This window comes from Streptomyces sp. L2, assembly GCF_004124325.1.
In the GTDB taxonomy this organism is placed as follows: Bacteria; Actinomycetota; Actinomycetes; order Streptomycetales; family Streptomycetaceae; genus Streptomyces.
The window spans coordinates 3691763-3710059 of the sequence record NZ_QBDT01000001.1 but is presented as its reverse complement, the minus strand read 5'-3'; the positions used below and the strand labels follow the sequence as shown (position 1 = coordinate 3710059).

Annotated in this window: 17 protein-coding genes; 9 read left to right on the top strand and 8 right to left on the bottom strand. The window is 71.6% G+C overall.

What is annotated here, in order from left to right:
* Positions 1 to 20: 20 nt before the first annotated feature.
* Positions 21 to 1019 (bottom strand): phosphotransferase, encoded by a 999-nt coding sequence (locus tag DBP14_RS16170; RefSeq protein ID WP_129307904.1) that lies wholly within the window; start codon positions 1017 to 1019, stop codon positions 21 to 23.
* Between the two features lie 571 nt (positions 1020 to 1590).
* On the opposite strand from DBP14_RS16170, the gene pdhA reads away from it, so the two are divergent.
* The 3 genes from pdhA to DBP14_RS16155 are packed head-to-tail and all read left to right on the top strand — an operon-like array spanning position 1591 to position 5239.
* Positions 1591 to 2778, top strand: coding sequence for a pyruvate dehydrogenase (acetyl-transferring) E1 component subunit alpha (pdhA, locus tag DBP14_RS16165; protein ID WP_129307903.1), 1188 nt, complete (start codon positions 1591 to 1593; stop codon positions 2776 to 2778).
* On the top strand, positions 2778 to 3755 hold the full coding sequence (locus DBP14_RS16160) for an alpha-ketoacid dehydrogenase subunit beta (RefSeq protein ID WP_129307902.1): 978 nt from the start codon (positions 2778 to 2780) through the stop codon (positions 3753 to 3755). Before pdhA ends, DBP14_RS16160 begins: the two co-directional genes overlap by 1 nt.
* 11 nt (positions 3756 to 3766) lie before the next feature.
* Positions 3767 to 5239, top strand: coding sequence for a dihydrolipoamide acetyltransferase family protein (locus tag DBP14_RS16155; protein WP_129307901.1), 1473 nt, complete (start codon positions 3767 to 3769; stop codon positions 5237 to 5239).
* 76 nt (positions 5240 to 5315) lie between these two features.
* Here the strand turns inward: DBP14_RS16155 and DBP14_RS16150 are convergent, their stop codons facing one another.
* Entirely contained in the window at positions 5316 to 6365 is a 1050-nt protein-coding gene (locus DBP14_RS16150) for a Bro-N domain-containing protein (protein ID WP_129307900.1), read from the bottom strand.
* 252 nt (positions 6366 to 6617) lie between these two features.
* Between DBP14_RS16150 and DBP14_RS16145 the strand changes: the two genes are divergently transcribed.
* A complete protein-coding gene (locus DBP14_RS16145) occupies positions 6618 to 7379 on the top strand; it encodes a hypothetical protein (protein WP_129307899.1) in 762 nt (253 codons plus the stop codon).
* Positions 7380 to 7519: 140 nt separating this feature from the next.
* Complete coding sequence (locus DBP14_RS16140) at positions 7520 to 8437, top strand: alpha/beta hydrolase (protein ID WP_129307898.1); 918 nt, start codon at positions 7520 to 7522, stop codon at positions 8435 to 8437.
* On the opposite strand, the gene DBP14_RS16135 is transcribed toward DBP14_RS16140, so the two are convergent.
* The 3 genes from DBP14_RS16135 to DBP14_RS16125 all read right to left on the bottom strand — a co-directional run bounded on the left by DBP14_RS16135 (position 8429) and on the right by DBP14_RS16125 (position 10457).
* On the bottom strand, positions 8429 to 8881 hold the full coding sequence (locus DBP14_RS16135; RefSeq protein ID WP_129307897.1) for a hypothetical protein: 453 nt from the start codon (positions 8879 to 8881) through the stop codon (positions 8429 to 8431). The genes DBP14_RS16140 and DBP14_RS16135 overlap by 9 nt on opposite strands.
* Entirely contained in the window at positions 8878 to 9429 is a 552-nt protein-coding gene (locus DBP14_RS16130) for an RNA polymerase sigma factor (RefSeq protein ID WP_129307896.1), read from the bottom strand. Before DBP14_RS16130 ends, DBP14_RS16135 begins: the two co-directional genes overlap by 4 nt.
* Positions 9430 to 9554: 125 nt before the next feature.
* Complete coding sequence (locus DBP14_RS16125; protein WP_129307895.1) at positions 9555 to 10457, bottom strand: D-alanyl-D-alanine carboxypeptidase; 903 nt, start codon at positions 10455 to 10457, stop codon at positions 9555 to 9557.
* 265 nt (positions 10458 to 10722) lie between these two features.
* Here DBP14_RS16125 and DBP14_RS16120 point away from each other — a divergent pair, with 265 nt between their 5' ends.
* Together DBP14_RS16120 and DBP14_RS16115 are read left to right on the top strand one after the other, a co-directional pair.
* Positions 10723 to 11373: a GntR family transcriptional regulator gene (locus DBP14_RS16120; protein WP_129307894.1), complete on the top strand. Its 651-nt coding sequence runs from the start codon at positions 10723 to 10725 to the stop codon at positions 11371 to 11373.
* A 50-nt stretch (positions 11374 to 11423) separates the two neighbouring features.
* The gene (locus DBP14_RS16115; protein ID WP_241741244.1) at positions 11424 to 12665 is read left to right on the top strand and encodes an MFS transporter; all 1242 of its coding nucleotides are present in this window, start codon (positions 11424 to 11426) and stop codon (positions 12663 to 12665) included.
* 569 nt (positions 12666 to 13234) lie between these two features.
* On the opposite strand, the gene DBP14_RS16110 is transcribed toward DBP14_RS16115, so the two are convergent.
* Entirely contained in the window at positions 13235 to 14059 is an 825-nt protein-coding gene (locus DBP14_RS16110; protein WP_129307892.1) for a maleylpyruvate isomerase family mycothiol-dependent enzyme, read from the bottom strand.
* A gap of 232 nt (positions 14060 to 14291) precedes the next feature.
* Here DBP14_RS16110 and DBP14_RS16105 point away from each other — a divergent pair, with 232 nt between their 5' ends.
* On the top strand, positions 14292 to 15092 hold the full coding sequence (locus tag DBP14_RS16105) for a carbon-nitrogen family hydrolase (RefSeq protein WP_129307891.1): 801 nt from the start codon (positions 14292 to 14294) through the stop codon (positions 15090 to 15092).
* Between the two features lie 18 nt (positions 15093 to 15110).
* Here DBP14_RS16105 and DBP14_RS16100 read toward each other — a convergent pair whose 3' ends face one another.
* Complete coding sequence (locus DBP14_RS16100) at positions 15111 to 15614, bottom strand: LURP-one-related family protein (RefSeq protein WP_129307890.1); 504 nt, start codon at positions 15612 to 15614, stop codon at positions 15111 to 15113.
* A 95-nt stretch (positions 15615 to 15709) separates the two neighbouring features.
* On the opposite strand from DBP14_RS16100, the gene DBP14_RS16095 reads away from it, so the two are divergent.
* Positions 15710 to 17584 carry an NHL domain-containing thioredoxin family protein gene (locus DBP14_RS16095; protein WP_129307889.1) on the top strand — a complete coding sequence of 625 codons (1875 nt, stop codon included), beginning with the start codon at positions 15710 to 15712 and terminating at the stop codon, positions 17582 to 17584.
* 442 nt (positions 17585 to 18026) lie between these two features.
* Here DBP14_RS16095 and DBP14_RS16090 read toward each other — a convergent pair whose 3' ends face one another.
* Positions 18027 to 18293 carry a hypothetical protein gene (locus tag DBP14_RS16090; RefSeq protein ID WP_129307888.1) on the bottom strand — a complete coding sequence of 89 codons (267 nt, stop codon included), beginning with the start codon at positions 18291 to 18293 and terminating at the stop codon, positions 18027 to 18029.
* Between the last annotated feature and the right edge of the window lie 4 nt (positions 18294 to 18297).

Here is an 18297-nt window from a genome sequence, read left to right as displayed (position 1 = left end):
CTGAATGCCCGCCGACCCCCTCACTCCGTGAACGCCTCGCACACCGCCTCGTACGCGCGCGTCCACCACGCGACGAGTGCGGAGGCGGCCGGGAACTGGCAGTCCGCACGCGTGTCGCCGCGCTCGTAGTGCCAGCGCAGCATCCAGAAGTCGTTCAGGCGTTCCCACCACACCCGGTGCACGGCGGCCGCCAGCTCGGACGGGGTGGCGCGGCTGGCACGCCGGTACGCGCGCGCGTACGCCCGCACCTTGGGCAGGTCCAGTGCCCCCGCCGCCCGCAGGAAGAAGATCGCGGCCGCGCGTACGGCCTCTTCCGCGCGCGGCTGCACGCCTAGCCGGTCCCAGTCGACGATGGCGGCGGGGGCGTTCTCCTTGTAGAGCAGGTTGAACGGGTGGAAGTCGCCGTGCACCCAGCCCACCGCGCCGCCGCGCGGGGGTCGCCGGCCCAGGTGCTGCTCCAGGAGGGCGCGCCGTTCCAGGAGCCGCTGCCGGGCGAGTGTGTCGAAGGCGTCGCCGGGCCGGTGGCGGCCGACCCGGTCGAGCAGGTCGTCGATCAGGGCGAAGGTGTCCGCGGGGTCCGGGCTCTCCACGGGATGGGGGCTCGTGGCGGGCCGTGTGCGCCCCTTGGGCGGCATCACGCGCTCCAGGCAGGCGTGCACGGCGCCCAGCAACGCCCCCAGGCGTGCGCTCTCGCTGCGGGTGAGCTGTCCGCCGTGCCGGTGTCCGCCGTCGATCCAGGGGTGCAGCGCGTAGGCGTGGCCCCCGACGACGGCCACCGTACGGCCGTCCCGCTGGGCCAGCGGGAGCGCGACCGGGACGCCGAGGCCGGCCAGCCGCTCGGTCGCCCGGTGCCGGCGCTCGATGGACTCGGGGTCGGCGGTGTCCGGATCGGAGTGGTGCTTGAGGAAATAGTGGCCGCGGGTCGTGCACAGCCGGTATGCGCGGTTCAGCAGGCCCAGGTCGACGGGCTCGCACGAGACGGCCGTACCGGCGGAGTAGAGGCGCAGGAGGGCGCTCACAGGGGGCGCGTGCGCTGCGAGGGGTGGTACACAGGGGCGCGGCACGCGGCAGATGCTAGGGCAAGACGGGCGCCCCTGAGCTGCGGGGTGTCACAGACAGCCACCACTGATCGCTTTTGGTCACGAGGTGACTCTTCGTGGGTGAGTGCCGGGAGATTTCGTTCCGGTGCGGACCGGTGGCCGGAATGCGCACCTGTGGGTTCGGGGCCGTAGAGCGGTAATACCCGGACATTTCACCCTTCGCCCCCGAGGTCGATGTCACAAGTCGGCTCTTCCCGTGCCCGGGGTGGCCGGGATAACGTGCCGTAGCTCCGGCCTCCTGCAAGGCTGTGACCAGGGCCCTTCCGGCGCCGGCCGATTTACTTGGAAATCCAAGCAAAATGGCAGGTCAGGAGGGGTTTCACAGAAATGTGGCGCACTGGGTAACGTAAAAGTCGCAGGGCGCTCGCCGGGGCACCTGTCACGCCTGTTCCCGGCCGAGTGGCACCCACCCCGTGCCCGGTGGTCGGAAACAGGTGAGCCGCACTGGCCCACCGGCAACCCCGGGGGCCGGACCGACGGAGGAGCACACGTGACCGTGGAGAGCAGTGCCGCGCGTAAGCCGCGACGCAGCGCCGCAGGCAAGGCCGGCACCACCGGCACCAAGCGCACCACCCGCAGCACCGCGAAGAAGAGCACCGACCCCGAGCTCGTGCAGCTTCTGACGCCCGAGGGCAAGCGGATCGCCAACGCCGAGTACGACGGCTACGTCGACGGCATCACCCCCGAAGACCTGCGCGGCCTGTACCGCGACATGGTGCTCACCCGCCGCTTCGACGCCGAGGCCACCGCCCTGCAGCGCCAGGGCGAACTGGGCCTGTGGGCGTCCCTGCTCGGCCAGGAGGCCGCCCAGATCGGCTCCGGGCGGGCGCTGCGCGACGACGACTACGTCTTCCCGACCTACCGCGAGCACGGCGTCGCCTGGTGCCGCGGGGTGGACCCGACCAACCTGCTCGGCATGTTCCGCGGTGTGAACAACGGCGGCTGGGACCCCAACAGCAACAACTTCCACCTGTACACGATCGTCATCGGCTCCCAGACCCTGCACGCCACCGGCTACGCCATGGGCGTGACCAAGGACGGCGCGGACTCGGCGGTCATCGCCTACTTCGGCGACGGCGCCTCCAGCCAGGGCGACGTGGCCGAGGCGTTCACCTTCTCCGCGGTCTACAACGCGCCGGTCGTGTTCTTCTGCCAGAACAACCAGTGGGCGATCTCCGAGCCCACCGAGAAGCAGAGCCGCGTCCCGCTGTACCAGCGCGCGCAGGGCTTCGGCTTCCCGGGCGTCCGGGTGGACGGCAACGACGTCCTGGCCTGCCTCGCGGTCACCCAGTGGGCGCTGGAGCGGGCGCGCGCCGGCGAGGGCCCCACCCTGGTCGAGGCGTACACCTACCGCATGGGCGCGCACACCACCTCCGACGACCCCACCCGCTACCGCCACGACGACGAGCGTGCCGCCTGGGAGGCGAAGGACCCGATCCTGCGCCTTCGCCGGTTCCTGGAGGCGTCAAACCACGCGGACGAGGGATTCTTCGCGGAACTTGAGGCCGAGTCCGAGGCGTTGGGCAAACGAGTGCGCGAAGCGGTCCGCGCCATGCCCGACCCGGACCACTTCGCCATCTTCGAGAACGTGTACGCGGACGGGCACGCGCTCGTCGACGAGGAGCGAGCGCAGTTCGCCGCCTACCAGGCGTCGTTCGCGGATGAAGGGGGTCACTGATGGCCGAGAAGATGGCGATGGCCAAGGCCATCAACGAATCGCTCCGCCGCGCCCTGGAGACGGACCCCAAGGTCGTCGTCATGGGCGAGGACGTCGGCAAGCTCGGCGGCGTGTTCCGTGTGACGGACGGCCTCCAGAAGGACTTCGGCGACAGCCGTGTCATCGACACCCCGCTGGCGGAGTCCGGCATCGTCGGCACCGCCATCGGCCTGGCCCTGCGCGGCTACCGCCCGGTGGTGGAGATCCAGTTCGACGGCTTCGTCTTCCCGGCGTACGACCAGATCGTCACCCAGCTGGCCAAGATGCACGCCCGCTCGCTGGGCAAGATCAAGCTGCCGGTCGTCGTCCGCATCCCCTACGGCGGCGGCATCGGCGCGGTCGAGCACCACTCCGAGTCCCCCGAGGCGCTGTTCGCGCACGTGTCCGGGCTCAAGATCGTCAGCCCTTCCAACGCGTCGGACGCGTACTGGATGATGCAGCAGGCCATCCAGAGCGACGACCCGGTGATCTACTTCGAGCCCAAGCGGCGCTACTGGGACAAGGCCGAGGTGGACCGGGAGGCGATCCCGGCCCCGCTGCACAAGGCGCAGGTGGTCCGCGAGGGCACCGACCTCACCCTGGCGGCGTACGGCCCGATGGTGAAGCTGTGCCAGGAGGTCGCGAACGCGGCGGCCGAGGAGGGCAAGTCCCTGGAGGTCCTCGACCTGCGCTCGGTCTCGCCGCTCGACTTCGACTCCGTCCAGGCCTCGGTCGAGAAGACCCGCCGCCTGGTCGTGGTCCACGAGGCACCGGTGTTCTTCGGCTCCGGCGCGGAGATCGCCGCGAGGATCACCGAGCGCTGCTTCTACCACCTGGAGGCGCCGGTGCTCCGGGTCGGCGGCTATCACGCGCCGTACCCGCCGGCGCGCCTGGAGGAGGAGTACCTGCCAGGGCTGGACCGGGTGCTCGACGCCGTCGACCGTGCCCTGGCGTACTGAGGAGAGGGTTCGTGACGACGATGACGGAAGCTTCCGTACGCGAGTTCAAGATGCCCGACGTGGGCGAGGGACTCACCGAGGCCGAGATCCTCAAGTGGTACGTCCAGCCGGGTGACACGGTCACCGACGGCCAGGTGGTGTGCGAGGTCGAGACCGCCAAGGCGGCCGTCGAACTGCCCATCCCCTACGACGGCGTGGTCCGCGAGCTGCACTTCCCCGAGGGCACTACGGTCGACGTGGGCACGTCCATCATCGCGGTGGACGTGGCGGGCGGCGGCGCGGCCGCCCCCGCGGCCGATCAGCCCGTGGCCGCACAGCCGCAGGCCGAGACGCAGCAGCCCGCCGCGCCGGCGGCGCCGGAGGGCTCGGAGGACGAGCCCAAGCCGGAAGGCCGCCAGCCGGTCCTCGTCGGCTACGGCGTGGCGACCACCTCCACCAAGCGCCGCCCCCGCAAGGGCCCCGGCGTCACCGTGCCCGCGGCCTCCCCTGCGGCCCAGGCGGTCCAGGCCGAGCTGAACGGCCACGGAGCCGCTGCCGCCGCGCCCGCGGCTCCCGCTGCTCCCGCGCAGGACCGTCCGCTGGCCAAGCCGCCGGTGCGCAAGCTGGCCAAGGACCTCGGCGTCGACCTCGCCGCGGTCACCCCGTCCGGGCCGGACGGCGTCATCACCCGCGAGGACGTCCACGCGGCCGCTACCCCGAAGGCCGCCGAGCCGGCGGCCGTGACCCCGGCCGCGGCCCCCGCCGCGCCCGTGGCACCGGCGCCGGTGGCGACGTACGACGGCGCGCGCGAGACCCGTGTCCCGGTCAAGGGCGTCCGCAAGGCGACGGCCGCGGCGATGGTCGGCTCCGCCTTCACCGCGCCGCACGTCACGGAGTTCGTGACGGTCGACGTCACGCGCACCATGAAGCTCGTCGAGGAGCTGAAGCAGGGCAAGGACATGCAGGGCCTGCGGGTCAACCCGCTCCTGCTGATCGCCAAGGCTCTGCTGGTCGCCATCAAGCGCAACCCGGAGATCAACGCGTCCTGGGACGAGGCCAACCAGCAGATCGTCCAGAAGCACTACGTCAACCTGGGCATCGCCGCGGCCACCCCGCGGGGGCTGATCGTGCCGAACATCAAGGACGCGCACGCCAAGACGCTCCCGCAGCTCGCGGAGGCCCTGGGTGAACTGGTGGCGACGGCCCGCGACGGCAAGACGTCCCCCGCCGCCATGCAGGGCGGCACGGTGACGATCACCAACGTCGGCGTCTTCGGCGTCGACACCGGTACGCCGATCCTCAACCCCGGCGAGTCGGCGATCCTCGCGGTCGGTGCGATCAAGCTCCAGCCGTGGGTCCACAAGGGCAAGATCAAGCCCCGTCAGGTCACCACGCTGGCCCTGAGCTTCGACCACCGCCTGGTCGACGGCGAACTGGGTTCCAAGGTGCTGGCGGACGTGGCGGCGATCCTTGAGCAGCCGAAGAGGCTGATCACCTGGGCGTGAGGGCCGTGGACCGGTAATCTCTGACACGTGAAAGGGCGGCCGCAAATTCGTCTTGCGGCCGCCCTTTTTCCTTGTCTCAGCTCAGGTTGAGCACATACACCGGAGCCCCGTCCTCCGCCCCGCCCCGTGAGCGGATGCAGGCGTGCTTGTGCAGCAGCCGGAGACATTCGTTGACCCGGTGCACCGTGAGACCGGTCCGGGCCGCGATCGACTCCAGCGGCTCGCGCAGCTCACCCCGCTCGACCAGCACCGGGGCGATCACCACGGCCACCGTCCACACGTCCTCGGTCACCGACAACCGCCGCCGCCAGTCGGCCAGCACGGACTCGGTGGTGGGCTTGGCGGGCCGCCCCTCCGGCCGAGCCGCCGGAGCCGGCGGCGCCACCACGAACGAGTCGAGCCGGTCGGCGATCCGTGCCATGGCCCGAGCCATGGCCTCCTGAGCGACCAACGCGGCCTGCTGAACCGCTAGCGAGGCCTGCTGAAGCGCGAGGGAGTCCTTCTGAACGGTCAGTGTCTCCCGCTGAATGGTGAGTGATTCCTGCTGCGTGGACAGCAGTTCCTTCTGTACGGCGAGCGATTCACGCTGTGCGACCGCAAGGTCCTCGTCGACCTGAAGGTTGTGCGCCTCCAGCCGGACGATGGCCTCGGCGACCTGCTCCGGCATGGCGTACGCGATGGGCGCGGTCGGGTCGGGGGACTGCACCTCGGCCTCGTCCAGCGAGTAGGAACCCTCGCGCTGAACGGTCTCGATGACTTCGGCGACCCACTGCTTGAAGGGCGCGCACGCGGGTTTGGTGCACGCGTTGACGAGCAGGATGAGACCTTGCAGAGAGATGACATTCAGGTCTCGGCGCCACTCTCTACCTGCGGGAATGCTGAGACCGTAAGCTCCAGTTACGGTCTCGAGAATCTCTCGGTGCGGCCCGGGAACATGATCCGCGAGAGCCTGTCGAGAGTTTGTGTGCCCAAGTTCCTTGCACACATCCACCGCCGGAAACCAGTGAGCCCCGTCCGGCATGGTCAGCCTCCGGACCCGGGCCCCGGTGGCCGCGTACACGAAGTCGCTGACGTCGATCGCCTCGTACCGCTCGGCTGAATTGGGTTGCTTGCTGGGTTCGTTCATGTGAACCACCTCCGCTGCGGAACGTAGAGCGGAGAAAATCGAATATGCCAGCTGCAAAGATGATATTCACGCATGCGAGTGAAGATTTCCTGATTCACCCGACTCCACCGCCATTGGCCCCAACTTCCCTGCGTGAGAGCCCTGCCAACCGCCGTCAGGGGTAGGACCCTGACGGCACGTCAGGGTGGTCTCGGGGGTGAGCCGGGGGAGTCACCGATGTGGCCGCTGGTGCTCGGACGGCACGCTGGTGACATGTCGAAATCCACTGCCGTTCTTGACCGTTCCTCTCTTGGCCGCCGTGCCGTCGCCGTCGCCGGTGCCGCGCTCATGGCGTGCGCGACCGGGGTGTGGGCGTCGGGTACCGCGTCCGCCGCGCCGGCCGTCACCGCCCGGCCCGCCGCCGGATCCGCGTCCCAGTTCGGTGACTGCCCGCCACTGCCCGAGGGGGTGGACCCGGCCCGCTGGAGATGTGAAGTGCACACGGCCGCGCCCGAGCTGACCCTGGGCAAGGTGAGGGTGACGCTCGCCCCGCTCACCATGACGCATGCCGAGGGGCCCATGCCGGACGGCAGCAACGGCCAGGTGTGGGGCGGGATGCACAGCGCGCCGGCGGCCGTGCCGGGAGGGCTGACCGGAACACGCGCGGGAGACCGTGTCCCGGCTCTGCGGCTGGCGATACAGCCGGAGTACGGCGGACGGTCCGACTTCTACACCGGGCAGCTCAGCCTGCGCTTCCGGCTCCTCAGCCCCCTGCTGCCGCAGAGTTGCCTGATAGGAGGGGGCGAGCCGGTCGACTTCCAGGCGAAGCGGTCAGGACCCTCGAAGTGGGTGTCCCAGGATCCCCCGGTCATCGAGTTCTCGGCGTACGACGACACCTTCACCGCCCCCGCCCCCGAACACTGCGGTCCCCTGACCCGTGCGCTGGCCAGACGGCTCGGCCTGCCGGCGGCGACCGGGAACCTGCTGTCCTACGACGCCTCGTACACCTTCAGGACCTACGACCGGCTCCCGTAGGGATCGGTGGACGAGCGCGCGCCGCTCCGGACGAGAAGAGAAAAGGAGGGAAACGAGGGAACCTTTCGCACGGAGCCCCGCTCCTGGCCCGGCGACGCGGACCCGACGGGGGACCGCGGCGGACCGAGAGGGGCCCACCCATGGCATCGCGCACTGTGCCGCCGTCCGAGCGGCTCATGCCCGGGGACACGGGCGTCAGGCACGACTGGAAGGAGATACGGGGCGCTCGACTGCACATCGCGGAGTACGGCACCGGCACCCCGCTGCTGATGCTGCACGGCTTCCCCCAGCACTGGTACGCCTGGCACCGGGCCGCTGAACTGGTGGCGGGGGAGTACCGGCTCGTCTGCCCGGACCTCCGGGGGTTCGGCTGGTCGGAGGGGACGGCGCGGGGCTACGACATGGACGCGCTGGCCGACGACGCCCTCGCGCTGCTGGACGCGCTCGGGCTGGAGCGGGTCGGGCTCGTCGGGCACGACTGGGGCGGACACCTGGGCTTCCGGCTGTGTCTGCGGGCGCCGGAGCGGTTCACCGGATACCTCGCGCTGAACATGTCCCACCCGTGGCCGCGGCACCGGGTGGTGCTGCCGAACCTGTGGCGCATGTGGTACACGGCGTTCGTCGAGTATCCGGTGCTGGGGCGGGCCGTGCTGAGGCACTGGCCGGCGTTCACCCGGTTCCTGCTGCGGCACCAGGTCGCCGACCCGGCGGTGTGGGAGGAGACGGAACTCGCGGAGTACGCCGCCGCGACCCGGGAGAGTGCCGCTGCCGGACAGGCCATGTTCTGGCAGTACGTGCTCCGCGACATCCCGGCGCTCCTGCGGGGCACCCACCGGCGGCAGCGGCTGACCGTGCCGACCCTGCTGCTCGGCGGGGAACGGGACAACGTCATACCGCCGGCCCTGCTGGATGGTGGTGAGGCGTATACCGACGACCTGACCGTGCGGGTGGTGCCCGGCGCCGGGCACTTCCTGCCGCAGGAGCGGCCGGGGGAGGTCGCCGACGCGCTGAGGGAACTCTTCGGTTCCTCGGAGTCGCGGCCTCCGAGATCAGCGTGACGCCGCCCGCTCGGTGACCCGGTGGACGAACGCCCGGCCGCGCCGTTCGCCGAGCACACGGCCGTAGAGCCACTGGGCCGGGCGCAGTGGGGCGGGGCGGGTCGCGCCGAGGACGGCGAAGCGGGTGCCGTCGCCCTCGGGGACCGCCGCCATGCCGCCGACGATCAGCCGGGACTGCATGAGGCACCAGCCGGGGGCGAGCCGTACCTCGAAGGGGGCACGCACGCCGGAACGGCCCACGGCGAGGGCCGGCACGCGGTCGGCGTCGCCGGGCGGGACGCGGAACTCACGGAGGAAGGGGATGAGATGGGGTAGTTCGCCGGACAGGTCGGAGGCCACGGCCCAGACGCGCTCGTACGGCAGGGCGATGTGCTCCTCGGCGTACAGCCCGGCGTGCAGGCCGGCGGCCAGCACCCGCAGGCGCAGCAGGGGATCGGCATTCATCGTGACCACGCCTTACGGAAGGAGGAACGGGCCCGGTGCAGCCGGGACTTGACGGTTCCGGTGGGCACGCCGAGCAGGTCGGCGACGGCGGCCTCATCGAGGTCTTCCAGCTCGCGCAGGACCAGGACCGCGCGGTGCTGGACGGGCAGCCGGGCGAGGACGTCGCGTACGTCGGCGGGGAGTTCGGTGCCGGCGTCCGTGTGCAGGCCGGTGAGGCGGGCCAGGTCGGCGGGGTCGGCCGGCTCCTCGGTGGCCGTGCGCCGGGCGACGCGTACGGCCTCCCGGACGGTGACGGTGCGGACCCAGCCGTAGAGGGCCAGGGGGTCGCGCAGGCCGCGCAGGCCTTTGAAGACCGCCACGAGGGATTCCTGGACGGCGTCGGCGGCCTCGTGCGGGGCGATGGGCCGGCAGAGCCGGGTCACGTACGGCGTCACCAGGGCGAGCAGTTCGTCCATGGCGAGGGCGTCGCCGGCCTGTGCGGCCCGGACGAGTGGGGCGGCGGTCTCCCACGGCGGCTCGGTACCGCTGCTGCCCTGAGTGTCGTCCATGTCGGGGACAGCCTAGGGCGCACGCGGCGCCTGCCGTGCACGGCTCTTGGTCCGGGGCGGCCGGGTGGCGTGCCGGGGGCCCGCCGCTGGAGTGCGGCGGGCCCCGGAAGGGATCCGTGGTGGTGTCAGCCGAGCTTGGCGAAGCCGTAGTTCATCAGCTTCTTCGCGTCCGACTCGCGCTGGGCGATGGAGGAGGAGGCGAGGACGGTGCCGATGACGGTCTTGCCGTGCCGGGTGGCGGCGAAGACCAGGCAGTACTTGGCCTCGGGGCCGGAGCCGGTCTTGACGCCGATGGTGCCGCTGTAGCTGCTGAGCAGACCGTTGGTGTTGGTCCACGGCGACATGACGCGGGTGCCGCCGGTCTTGGTGATCGTCCTGGCCGTGTACTTCTTGGTCTTGACGATCGAGCGGAACGTGGCGCTCTTCATCGCGCTGCTGGCGATCTTCGTCAGGTCCTTCGGCGTCGAGTAGTTGGAGCCGTTGCCGATGCCGTCGAAGGAGTCGAAGTGGGTGTTCTTCAGGCCGAGGCTCTTGGCAGCGGCGTTCATCTTGCCGATGAAGTTGGCGACGCGCTTGGCGCGGGTGGTGCCGGTGCCGTACTTGTCGGCGAGCGCGTAGGCGGCGTCGCAGCCGGACGGCAGCATCAGACCGTACAGGAGCTGGCGGACGGTGACCTTGTCGCCGACGATCAGGTGGGCCTGGGAGGCGTTGTTCTTGACGACGTAGTCGCTGTAGGCCTTCTGGATCGTGACCTTGGAGTCGAGGTTCAGGTGGGGCTGCGCGAGCACCACCTTGGCCGTCATGATCTTGGTGGTGGAGCCCGTCGAACGCTTGGTGTCCGCCGCCTTGCTGAACAGCGACTTGGCGTTCGCGTTGTTCATGATGTAGCCGCCCTTGGCCACGATCGAGGGCGCCGCGACGGCCTGTGCGGGCGCCGCGGTGAGGGCTCCCGTGGCGACCAGCGCGCCGGACGTGACGGCGACGGCGGCGGCTCTGCGGAGGCGGGTGCCCTTAATGCCGGTAATCAACGTGATGTACCCCGATTATCTTGAATGCCCCTGGCGTGCGGCCGAGTTGAGGTCTGAAGAGAGTGGGGCCGCACCTGTGTGACACGTAAGTAGCACAAAAGGTTGTGCGCTCGCTGAGGGGGGTTCCGTACGGGTTCCGTGCGGGTGCCGTACCGGTGCCGTGCGGGTCCCCTCGCCGAGCCGGTCGCGGACCGGGAGGGTCGCCGTATGTCCGCATGGTGGACTGGGGCACCGCATGTGTACGTGTTGTATCTATCCTGTCGGCATGAATACGGCCGTCAAGCAGCCCCCCGCGGCAGACCGCGTCTACACCCACGTCAAGCAGGGCGTTCTCGACCGCCGCTACGAGGGCGGGACGCTCCTGACCGAGGGCGAGCTGGCGGAGGCCGTCGGCGTGTCCCGCACGCCGGTGCGCGAGGCGCTGCTCCGCCTCGAGGTCGAGGGGCTGATCAAGCTCTACCCGAAGAAGGGGGCGCTGGTCCTGCCCGTCTCCGCGCAGGAGATCGCCGACGTGGTGGAGACCCGGCTGCTGGTCGAAGCGCATGCCGCGCGGAAGGCCGTACCCGCCCCGCCGGGGCTCGTCGAGCGGCTCACCGAGCTGCTGGAGAAGCAGAAGGCGCAGGCCGCCGCCGGTGACTTCGCCGCCGCGGCGGTCACCGACCGCTGTTTCCACGCCGAGATCGTCCGCAGCGGCGGCAACGAGATCCTCTCCCGCCTCTACGACCAGCTGCGCGACCGCCAGCTCAGGATGGGCGTCGCCGTCATGCACTCCCACCCCGACCGGATCGCCAAGACGCTCGCCGAGCACGGGGAGATCCTGGACGCGCTGCGTTCCGGCGACGCCGAGGCGGCCGTGGGGGTCGTGCACCGGCACGTGAGCTGGTTCTCGCACCTCGCGCGGGGTGAGGTCCGGTGAACGGCACCACTCTGCCGGGTGATCCCCCGGGCGGCCGCCGCGCCGTCGTGATGTGGACCTTCGGGGTCGCCGTCTACTTCGTCGCCGTCATCTTCCGTACGTCCCTCGGGGTGGCCGGTCTGGACGCGGCGGACCGCTTCCATGTCAACGCCTCCGCGCTGTCGACGTTCTCCATCCTCCAGCTGCTGGTGTACGCGGGCATGCAGATACCCGTGGGCCTGCTGGTCGACCGGCTCGGCACGAAGCGGGTGCTCAGCATCGGCGCCGTGCTGTTCACGGCCGGGCAGCTGGGCTTCGCCTTCTCCCCTTCCTACGGCACGGCTCTCGCCTCGCGGGCGCTGCTCGGCTGCGGCGACGCGATGACCTTCATCAGCGTGCTGCGGCTCGGCACGCGCTGGTTCCCGGCCCGGCGCGGGCCGCTGGTCGCGCAGCTCGCGGGGCTGATCGGCATGGCGGGCAATCTGGTCTCCACCCTCGTCCTGGCCCGGCTGCTGCACGGGCTCGGCTGGACGGCGGCGTTCGCGGGCAGCGCGCTGGCCGGGGTCGTCGTCTTCGTTCTCGTCGTGCTGTTCCTGAAGGACCACCCCGAGGGCCATGAGCCCGAGCCGTTCCCGCACCAGGGCGCGGCCTACGTCCGCCGGCAGATCGCCGCGTCCTGGCGGGAGCCGGGGACCCGGCTGGGTCTGTGGGTGCACTTCACGACGCAGTTCCCGGCGATGGTGTTCCTGCTGCTGTGGGGCATGCCGTTCCTGGTCGAGGCGCAGGGGCTGAGCCGGGCCACGGCCGGTGAGCTGCTCACGCTGGTGGTGCTGTCCAACATGGTCGTCGGGCTGGTGTACGGGCAGGTCGTCGCCCGGCATCAGGCGGCGCGGCTGCCGCTGGCGCTGGGGACGGTGGCGGCGACGGCGGGGGTGTGGGCCGGGACGCTGGCGTATCCCGGGGCGCATGCTCCGATGTGGCTGCTGGTGGTGCTGTGCACGGTTCTCGGGGCGTGTGGGCCGGCGTCGATGATCGGGTTCGACTTCGCACGGCCCGCGAATCCGGCGGAGCGTCAGGGGACGGCGTCGGGGATCACCAATATGGGTGGGTTCGTCGCCTCGATGACGACGTTGTTCGCGATTGGTGTGCTGTTGGACGCGACCGGGGACGATTACCGGGTGGCGTTCTCGGCGGTGTTCGTGCTGCAGGCGCTGGGGGTGAGCCAGATTCTGCGGTTGCGGCGGCGGGCGGCTCGGCGGGAGCGGGAGCGGTGGGTGGCGAGCCGGGTGGAGACGGTGCACGTGCCTGCTTGAACCGAGGGGGTCTCCCACCCGCGCACCACCCGTTTCCAGTCGGCAGACAGGCTGAGCAACACGCGGGGGTCCTCGCCGCCGGCGGCTTTCCCCCGGGGGGCGAAGCCCTCGGCGTCCCGCCGCGTGGCAGCCGGGCCTCCGCCCCATCGCCGCGTGGCAGCCGGGCATCCGCCCCGCCACAGCGGGGCAGCCGGTCCTCCTCCGCCGCCGCGTGGCAGCCGGACCTCCGTCTCACCGTCGCGCCGGTCGGTCCTTCGCCCCATCGCCGCGTGGCAGCCGGTCCTCCGCCACCGCCGCGTGGCAGCCGGTCCTCCGCCACCGCCGCGTGGCAGCCGGTCCTCCGCCACCGTCGCGTGGCAGCCGGGCATCCGCCACCGCCGCGTGGCAGCCGGGCGTCCGCTCCACCCCGCCGACCGGGCAGTGCTCCCGGCCTCCGCCGGATCGGGCACCCCGCGCCGACGAGGAAGCGCGACCCCGCGGCATCGCTCCCGGCGCCGGTGAGGCAGAGCACGCACGCATGCGGCGGCTTCCCGCCGGGGCCCCCACCGTGGCCTGGTGGTCGCGGGGGGTTACGGAGTGACCGTGAAGTTGTTCAGGATGGCTGTGGTGAGCGTGGGGTCGCCCTCTGATTTGACGCGGTCGGTGACCGCGTCCGGGGTGACGCGGCCGCAGGCGAGGCGGACGTAGGTCTCCCAGTCGAGGGTGAGGGTGGCCGCCGGGCCGAGGGCGGGGGCGGTTTCCAGGGTGCCGCGCCCCTGGATGTCGACGCGGATGGTGCGCAGGAACTCGATCGGCCCGTGCACGTCGAACACGACGGCCGAACTGCGCGGGGCGTCCGCGCCCTTGGCGACGACCTTCGGCAGCCCCTCCAGCAGCAGGTCCCGGGCGACGTGCGCGCCCGGTGAGTCCAGGTTGCCGGGGCGGCCGAGAGCGGTGCGCAGGTCCTGCTCGTGCACCCACACGTCGAACGCGCGCATCCGCATGGCGTGTTCCAGGGTGACCTCCGCGCCCAGCGCGCCGCGCACCTTGGTGCCGGGCTCGCGGGACTCGTTCCGCAGCTGGCGGTTGCGCCGGATGATGGTGTACTCCAGCTCGGACGTCATCTCCGGCGCCGTGTGGTGGCGGCGGACGTCGACCTGCATCTCCATGTACCGCTGGTGCTCGTTGGTGACGTGGAACAGGTCACGGGGCAGGGTGTGGATGGGCCGCGGGTCGCCGAGCATCTCGCAGTCCAGGCCGATGACGTGCGAGACCACGTCCCGAACGGACCAGCCGGGGCAGGGGGTCCGCCGGTTCCACTCGCCCTCGACGAGTGACTGCACCATCTCGGATATCGCTTCGATGGAGTGTGTCCAGGCATCGGCGTAGGGCTGGAGGGTGGGATGCAGACTCACGGAACGGGACCCCTCGGCGGTCGGTACACGGGCAGGTTGCGGCGGCAGTGCCGGCGGGCGGTGACCGCACGCGGAGGGTGTCCTGGAACTCCCCCACGCCCGGCTCTCCCACGCTCGGCTCCGCCCGCGCGGGAGAACCCCCAAGTTACGCTGCTCCGAGGCACCCCGGCAGTGCTTTCGTGTGACGATCGTAGGCCGGTATGGACTACTCGAATGCCAGGACGGTGGTAGTGTGCGCGCCTCGCTGATCCAGATCGCCGTGGACGAGGGCGAATCGGTGGCCTCCCGACGGCAGCGGGCGGCCGCGCTGGTGCGGGAGCAGGCCGGCTCCGACCTCGTGGTGCTGCCCGAACTGTGGACGACCGGCGCCTTCGCCTACGAGGAGTTCGGCCGGGAGGCCGAGCCGCTGGAGGGGCCGACGCACGAGGCGATGGCCAAGGCGGCGGCCGACGCGGGTGTCTGGCTGCACGCCGGGTCCGTGCCCGAGCGGGCCCCGGACGGCACGGTCTACAACACCTCGCTCGTCTTCACCCCTTCCGGCGAGCGGGCCGCGGCCTACCGCAAGATCCACCGCTTCGGCTTCGACAAGGGCGAGGCCGTGCTCATGGGCGCCGGGCAGGACCTGGTGACGGTGCGTCTGCCAGACACCGCCCTCGGACTGGCGACCTGTTACGACCTCCGTTTCCCCGAACTCTTCCGCTCCCTCGTCGACGCCGGCGCCGAGACCCTCGTCGTCCCCGCGGGCTGGCCGGAACGGCGGCGCGCGCACTGGACGCTGCTGGCCCGGGCGCGGGCCGTGGAGAACCAGGCGTTCGTGCTCGCCTGTGGAACGGCCGGGACGCACGCCGGAGTTCCCCAGGCGGGTCACTCGATCGTGGTGGACCCCTGGGGTGAGGTCCTCGCCGAGGCGGGCCCGGACGAGGAGGTCCTCACGGTCGACCTCGACACCGCGAGGGTGGCCGCCACCCGCGAACAGTTCCCGGCCCTGAAGGACCGCGTACTGGGCTTGGCCCCGCCACCCCACCGGGCGTGACACCCGGGCGACGACGGCTCAGTCGTCCTGGTCCTCCTCCCCTTCCTTCTCCGCCAGGTGGATCACGCACACCGCCACCGCGATCAGCAGCGCCGGGTCCGCGTCGTCCCGGACGATGTCGACGCCGTAGGTGTCCCGGATCGTCAGCCAGCGGCGGGAGATCACCGCGAGGAGTTCGCCGTCGTACTCGACGGCGAACTCACGGTCGAGGATCTTGCCGCTGACGTCCAGCTCGGTGCCGTCGACCAGGGACACCCGGTAGTGGTTGCGCAGCAGGGACAGGCGCTTGCGCTTGATCTTGGCCAGGGCCTCACCGCCCCGTTCGATCACCATCGTGTCCCGCAGGGCGAGCATCTTCTGGTGGATGTCGATCAGGACCTGCCCCTGGGCGTCCTTGAGCTCGAAGGTGTCGCGCAGGCGCATGGCCTTGCCGTCGACGAGGTACACCTTCCGCCCGTGCTCGTCCTCGATCCACCAGTCGTCACCGATGCCGAGGATCCGGTCGCGTACGAGGAATCTCATGCGGTTACCGCTTCCCCGGCGGGCCCCGATCCTCACGCCCGCACCCGGAGGAGTGCGCCGGGGGCCCGGCGGGCCCGGGATGGCACCCTGGACGCATGAACGCCGCTTCTCCCACCCCCACCCCCGCGCCCGCACCCCGCAAGCGTGCCCGTGTCCGTGCCCCCGAGCTGATCGGCAAGGGTGGCTGGATCAACACCGGCGGCAAGGAGCTCTCCCTCGCCGACCTGCGGGGCCGCGTTCTGATCCTCGACTTCTGGACCTTCTGCTGCATCAACTGCCTGCACGTCCTGGACGAGCTGCGGGAGCTGGAGGAGCGGCACCGGGACACCGTGGTCGTCGTCGGGGTGCACTCGCCGAAGTTCGTGCACGAGGCCGAGCATCAGGCCGTGCTGGACGCGGTGGAGCGGTACGGGGTGGAGCACCCGGTGCTGGACGACCCCGAGCTGGCGACCTGGAAGCAGTACGCGGTGCGGGCCTGGCCGACGCTGGTCGTGATCGACCCCGAGGGGTACGTGGTCGCGCAGCACGCCGGTGAGGGACATGTGCACGCCATCGAGCGGCTGGTCACCGAGCTGGCGGCGGAGCACGCCGCCAAGGGCACCCTGCGCCGCGGCGACGGGCCGTACGTGCCGCCGGAGCCCCGGCCGACGAGCCTGCGCTTCCCCGGCAAGGCGCTGCTCCTGCGAGGCGGTACCTTCCTGGTCAGCGACACGACCCGGCACCAGCTGGTGGAGCTGGCCGAGGACGGCGAGACGGTCGTACGGCGGATCGGCAGCGGGGCGCGCGGGTTCGCCGACGGCGGTCCGGAACACGCGGAGTTCAACGAGCCGCAGGGGCTCGCGCTGCTCGACGACGGCACGGTGGTCGTCGCCGACACCGTCAACCACGCCCTGCGCCTCCTCGACCCCGCCACCGGCGAGGTGACGACCCTCGCGGGGACGGGGCAGCAGTGGATGCAGGGCGAGGCGGCCTCGGGCCCCGCCCGGGAGGTGAAGCTGTCGTCGCCGTGGGATGTTGCCTGGTGGCGGGGGCGGGTGTGGATCGCCATGGCGGGCGTGCACCAGCTGTGGGCGTACGACCCGGCGGACGGCACCGTGGCGGTGGCGGCGGGGACGACGAACGAGGGGCTGGTCGACGGGCCCGGCGCCGAGGCCTGGTTCGCGCAGCCCTCGGGGCTCGCCGCGACCCCCGAGCGGCTGTGGCTCGCCGACTCCGAGACCTCCGCCCTGCGCTGGGTCGACGCCGACGGGCACGTCCACACGGCCGTCGGCACCGGACTGTTCGACTTCGGTCACCGGGACGGCGCCGCCGGACAGGCCCTGCTCCAGCACCCGTTGGGCGTCACCGCGCTGCCCGACGGATCGGTCGCGGTCAGCGACACCTACAACCACGCCCTGCGCCGCTACGAGCCCGCGACCGGCGAGGTCACCACGCTCGCCACCGATCTGCGCGAGCCGAGCGACGCGGTGCTGGCCGGCGAGGACATCGTGGTCGTGGAGTCGGCCCGGCACCGGCTGACCCGGCTGCGGCTGCCCGAGGAGGCCGTACGGGTGGAGGCGGTGGCCCACCGCACCCAGCGCGCGCCGACCGAGGTCGCGCCGGGGCGCCTCCGCCTCGACGTCGTCTTCCAGGCGCCGGCCGGCCAGAAGCTCGACACGCGCTACGGCCCCTCGACGCGTCTGCTGGTCTCCTCCACCCCGCCCGAGCTGATCCTCAAGGGCGAGGGCGCCGCGGCGGACCTCTCACGCGAGCTGGAGCTGAACCCGGCCGTCACGGAGGGCGTCCTGCACGTCTCCGCGATGGCCGCCTCCTGCGACGACGACCCCGCTGGGGGCACCTCCCGGTCGAAGACTGGGGGAGAGTACCCCGCCTGCCATGTCCACCAGCAGGACTGGGGAGTTCCGGTCCGCCTCACCGACGGCGGCGCGGACCGGCTGCCGCTCGTCCTGGCGGGTCTCGACGAAGGATGACCGGTGACCGGTGACCGGTGACCGGGGCTACGGCGTGGCTCACACGCCGTAGGCCGGCGTGGCTCACTCGCCGTAGCCGGTCGGCCGGCTCACTCTCCGAAGCCCCCGGCTCTGCCCCCGGCCGAAACCGCTGGCCGGACTCGGACGAGCCGGCCGCCGACGTGGCTCATGCGCCGTACCCGTCGGCCGGGCTCGCGCCGTACCCGCCGACGTGGCTCATGCGCCGTACCCGTCGGCCGGGCTCGCGCCGTACCCGCCGACGTGGCTCATGCGCCGTACCCGTCGGCCGGGCTCGCGCCGTACCCGCCGACGTGGCTCATGCGCCGTACCCGTCGGCCGGGCTCGCGCCGTACCCGCCGACGTGGCTCATGCGCCGTACCCGTCGGCCGGGCTCGCGCCGTACCCGTCGGCCCGGCTCGGAGACGGCAGCCCTCGGCCCGCCTCACACCCCGTAGCCGTCGGTGTAGCTGTCGCCGTAGCCGTCGGCCCGGTGATGGTGGTGGTGCGGTTCCTCCTCGACGACCGGGGCCGGCGGCATCACCACCCGCCGGCGGCGCGCGATGCCGCTGAACGTCGCCAGGCCGATCAGCCCGACGGCCATCAGGATGACGCCGACCAGATCGAGGTTGACCCCGTTCATGTGCCAGTCGGTCGCGAACGTGAGGATTGCTCCCACGGCGATGAGGATGATGCATCCGCCGAGGCCCATGAGA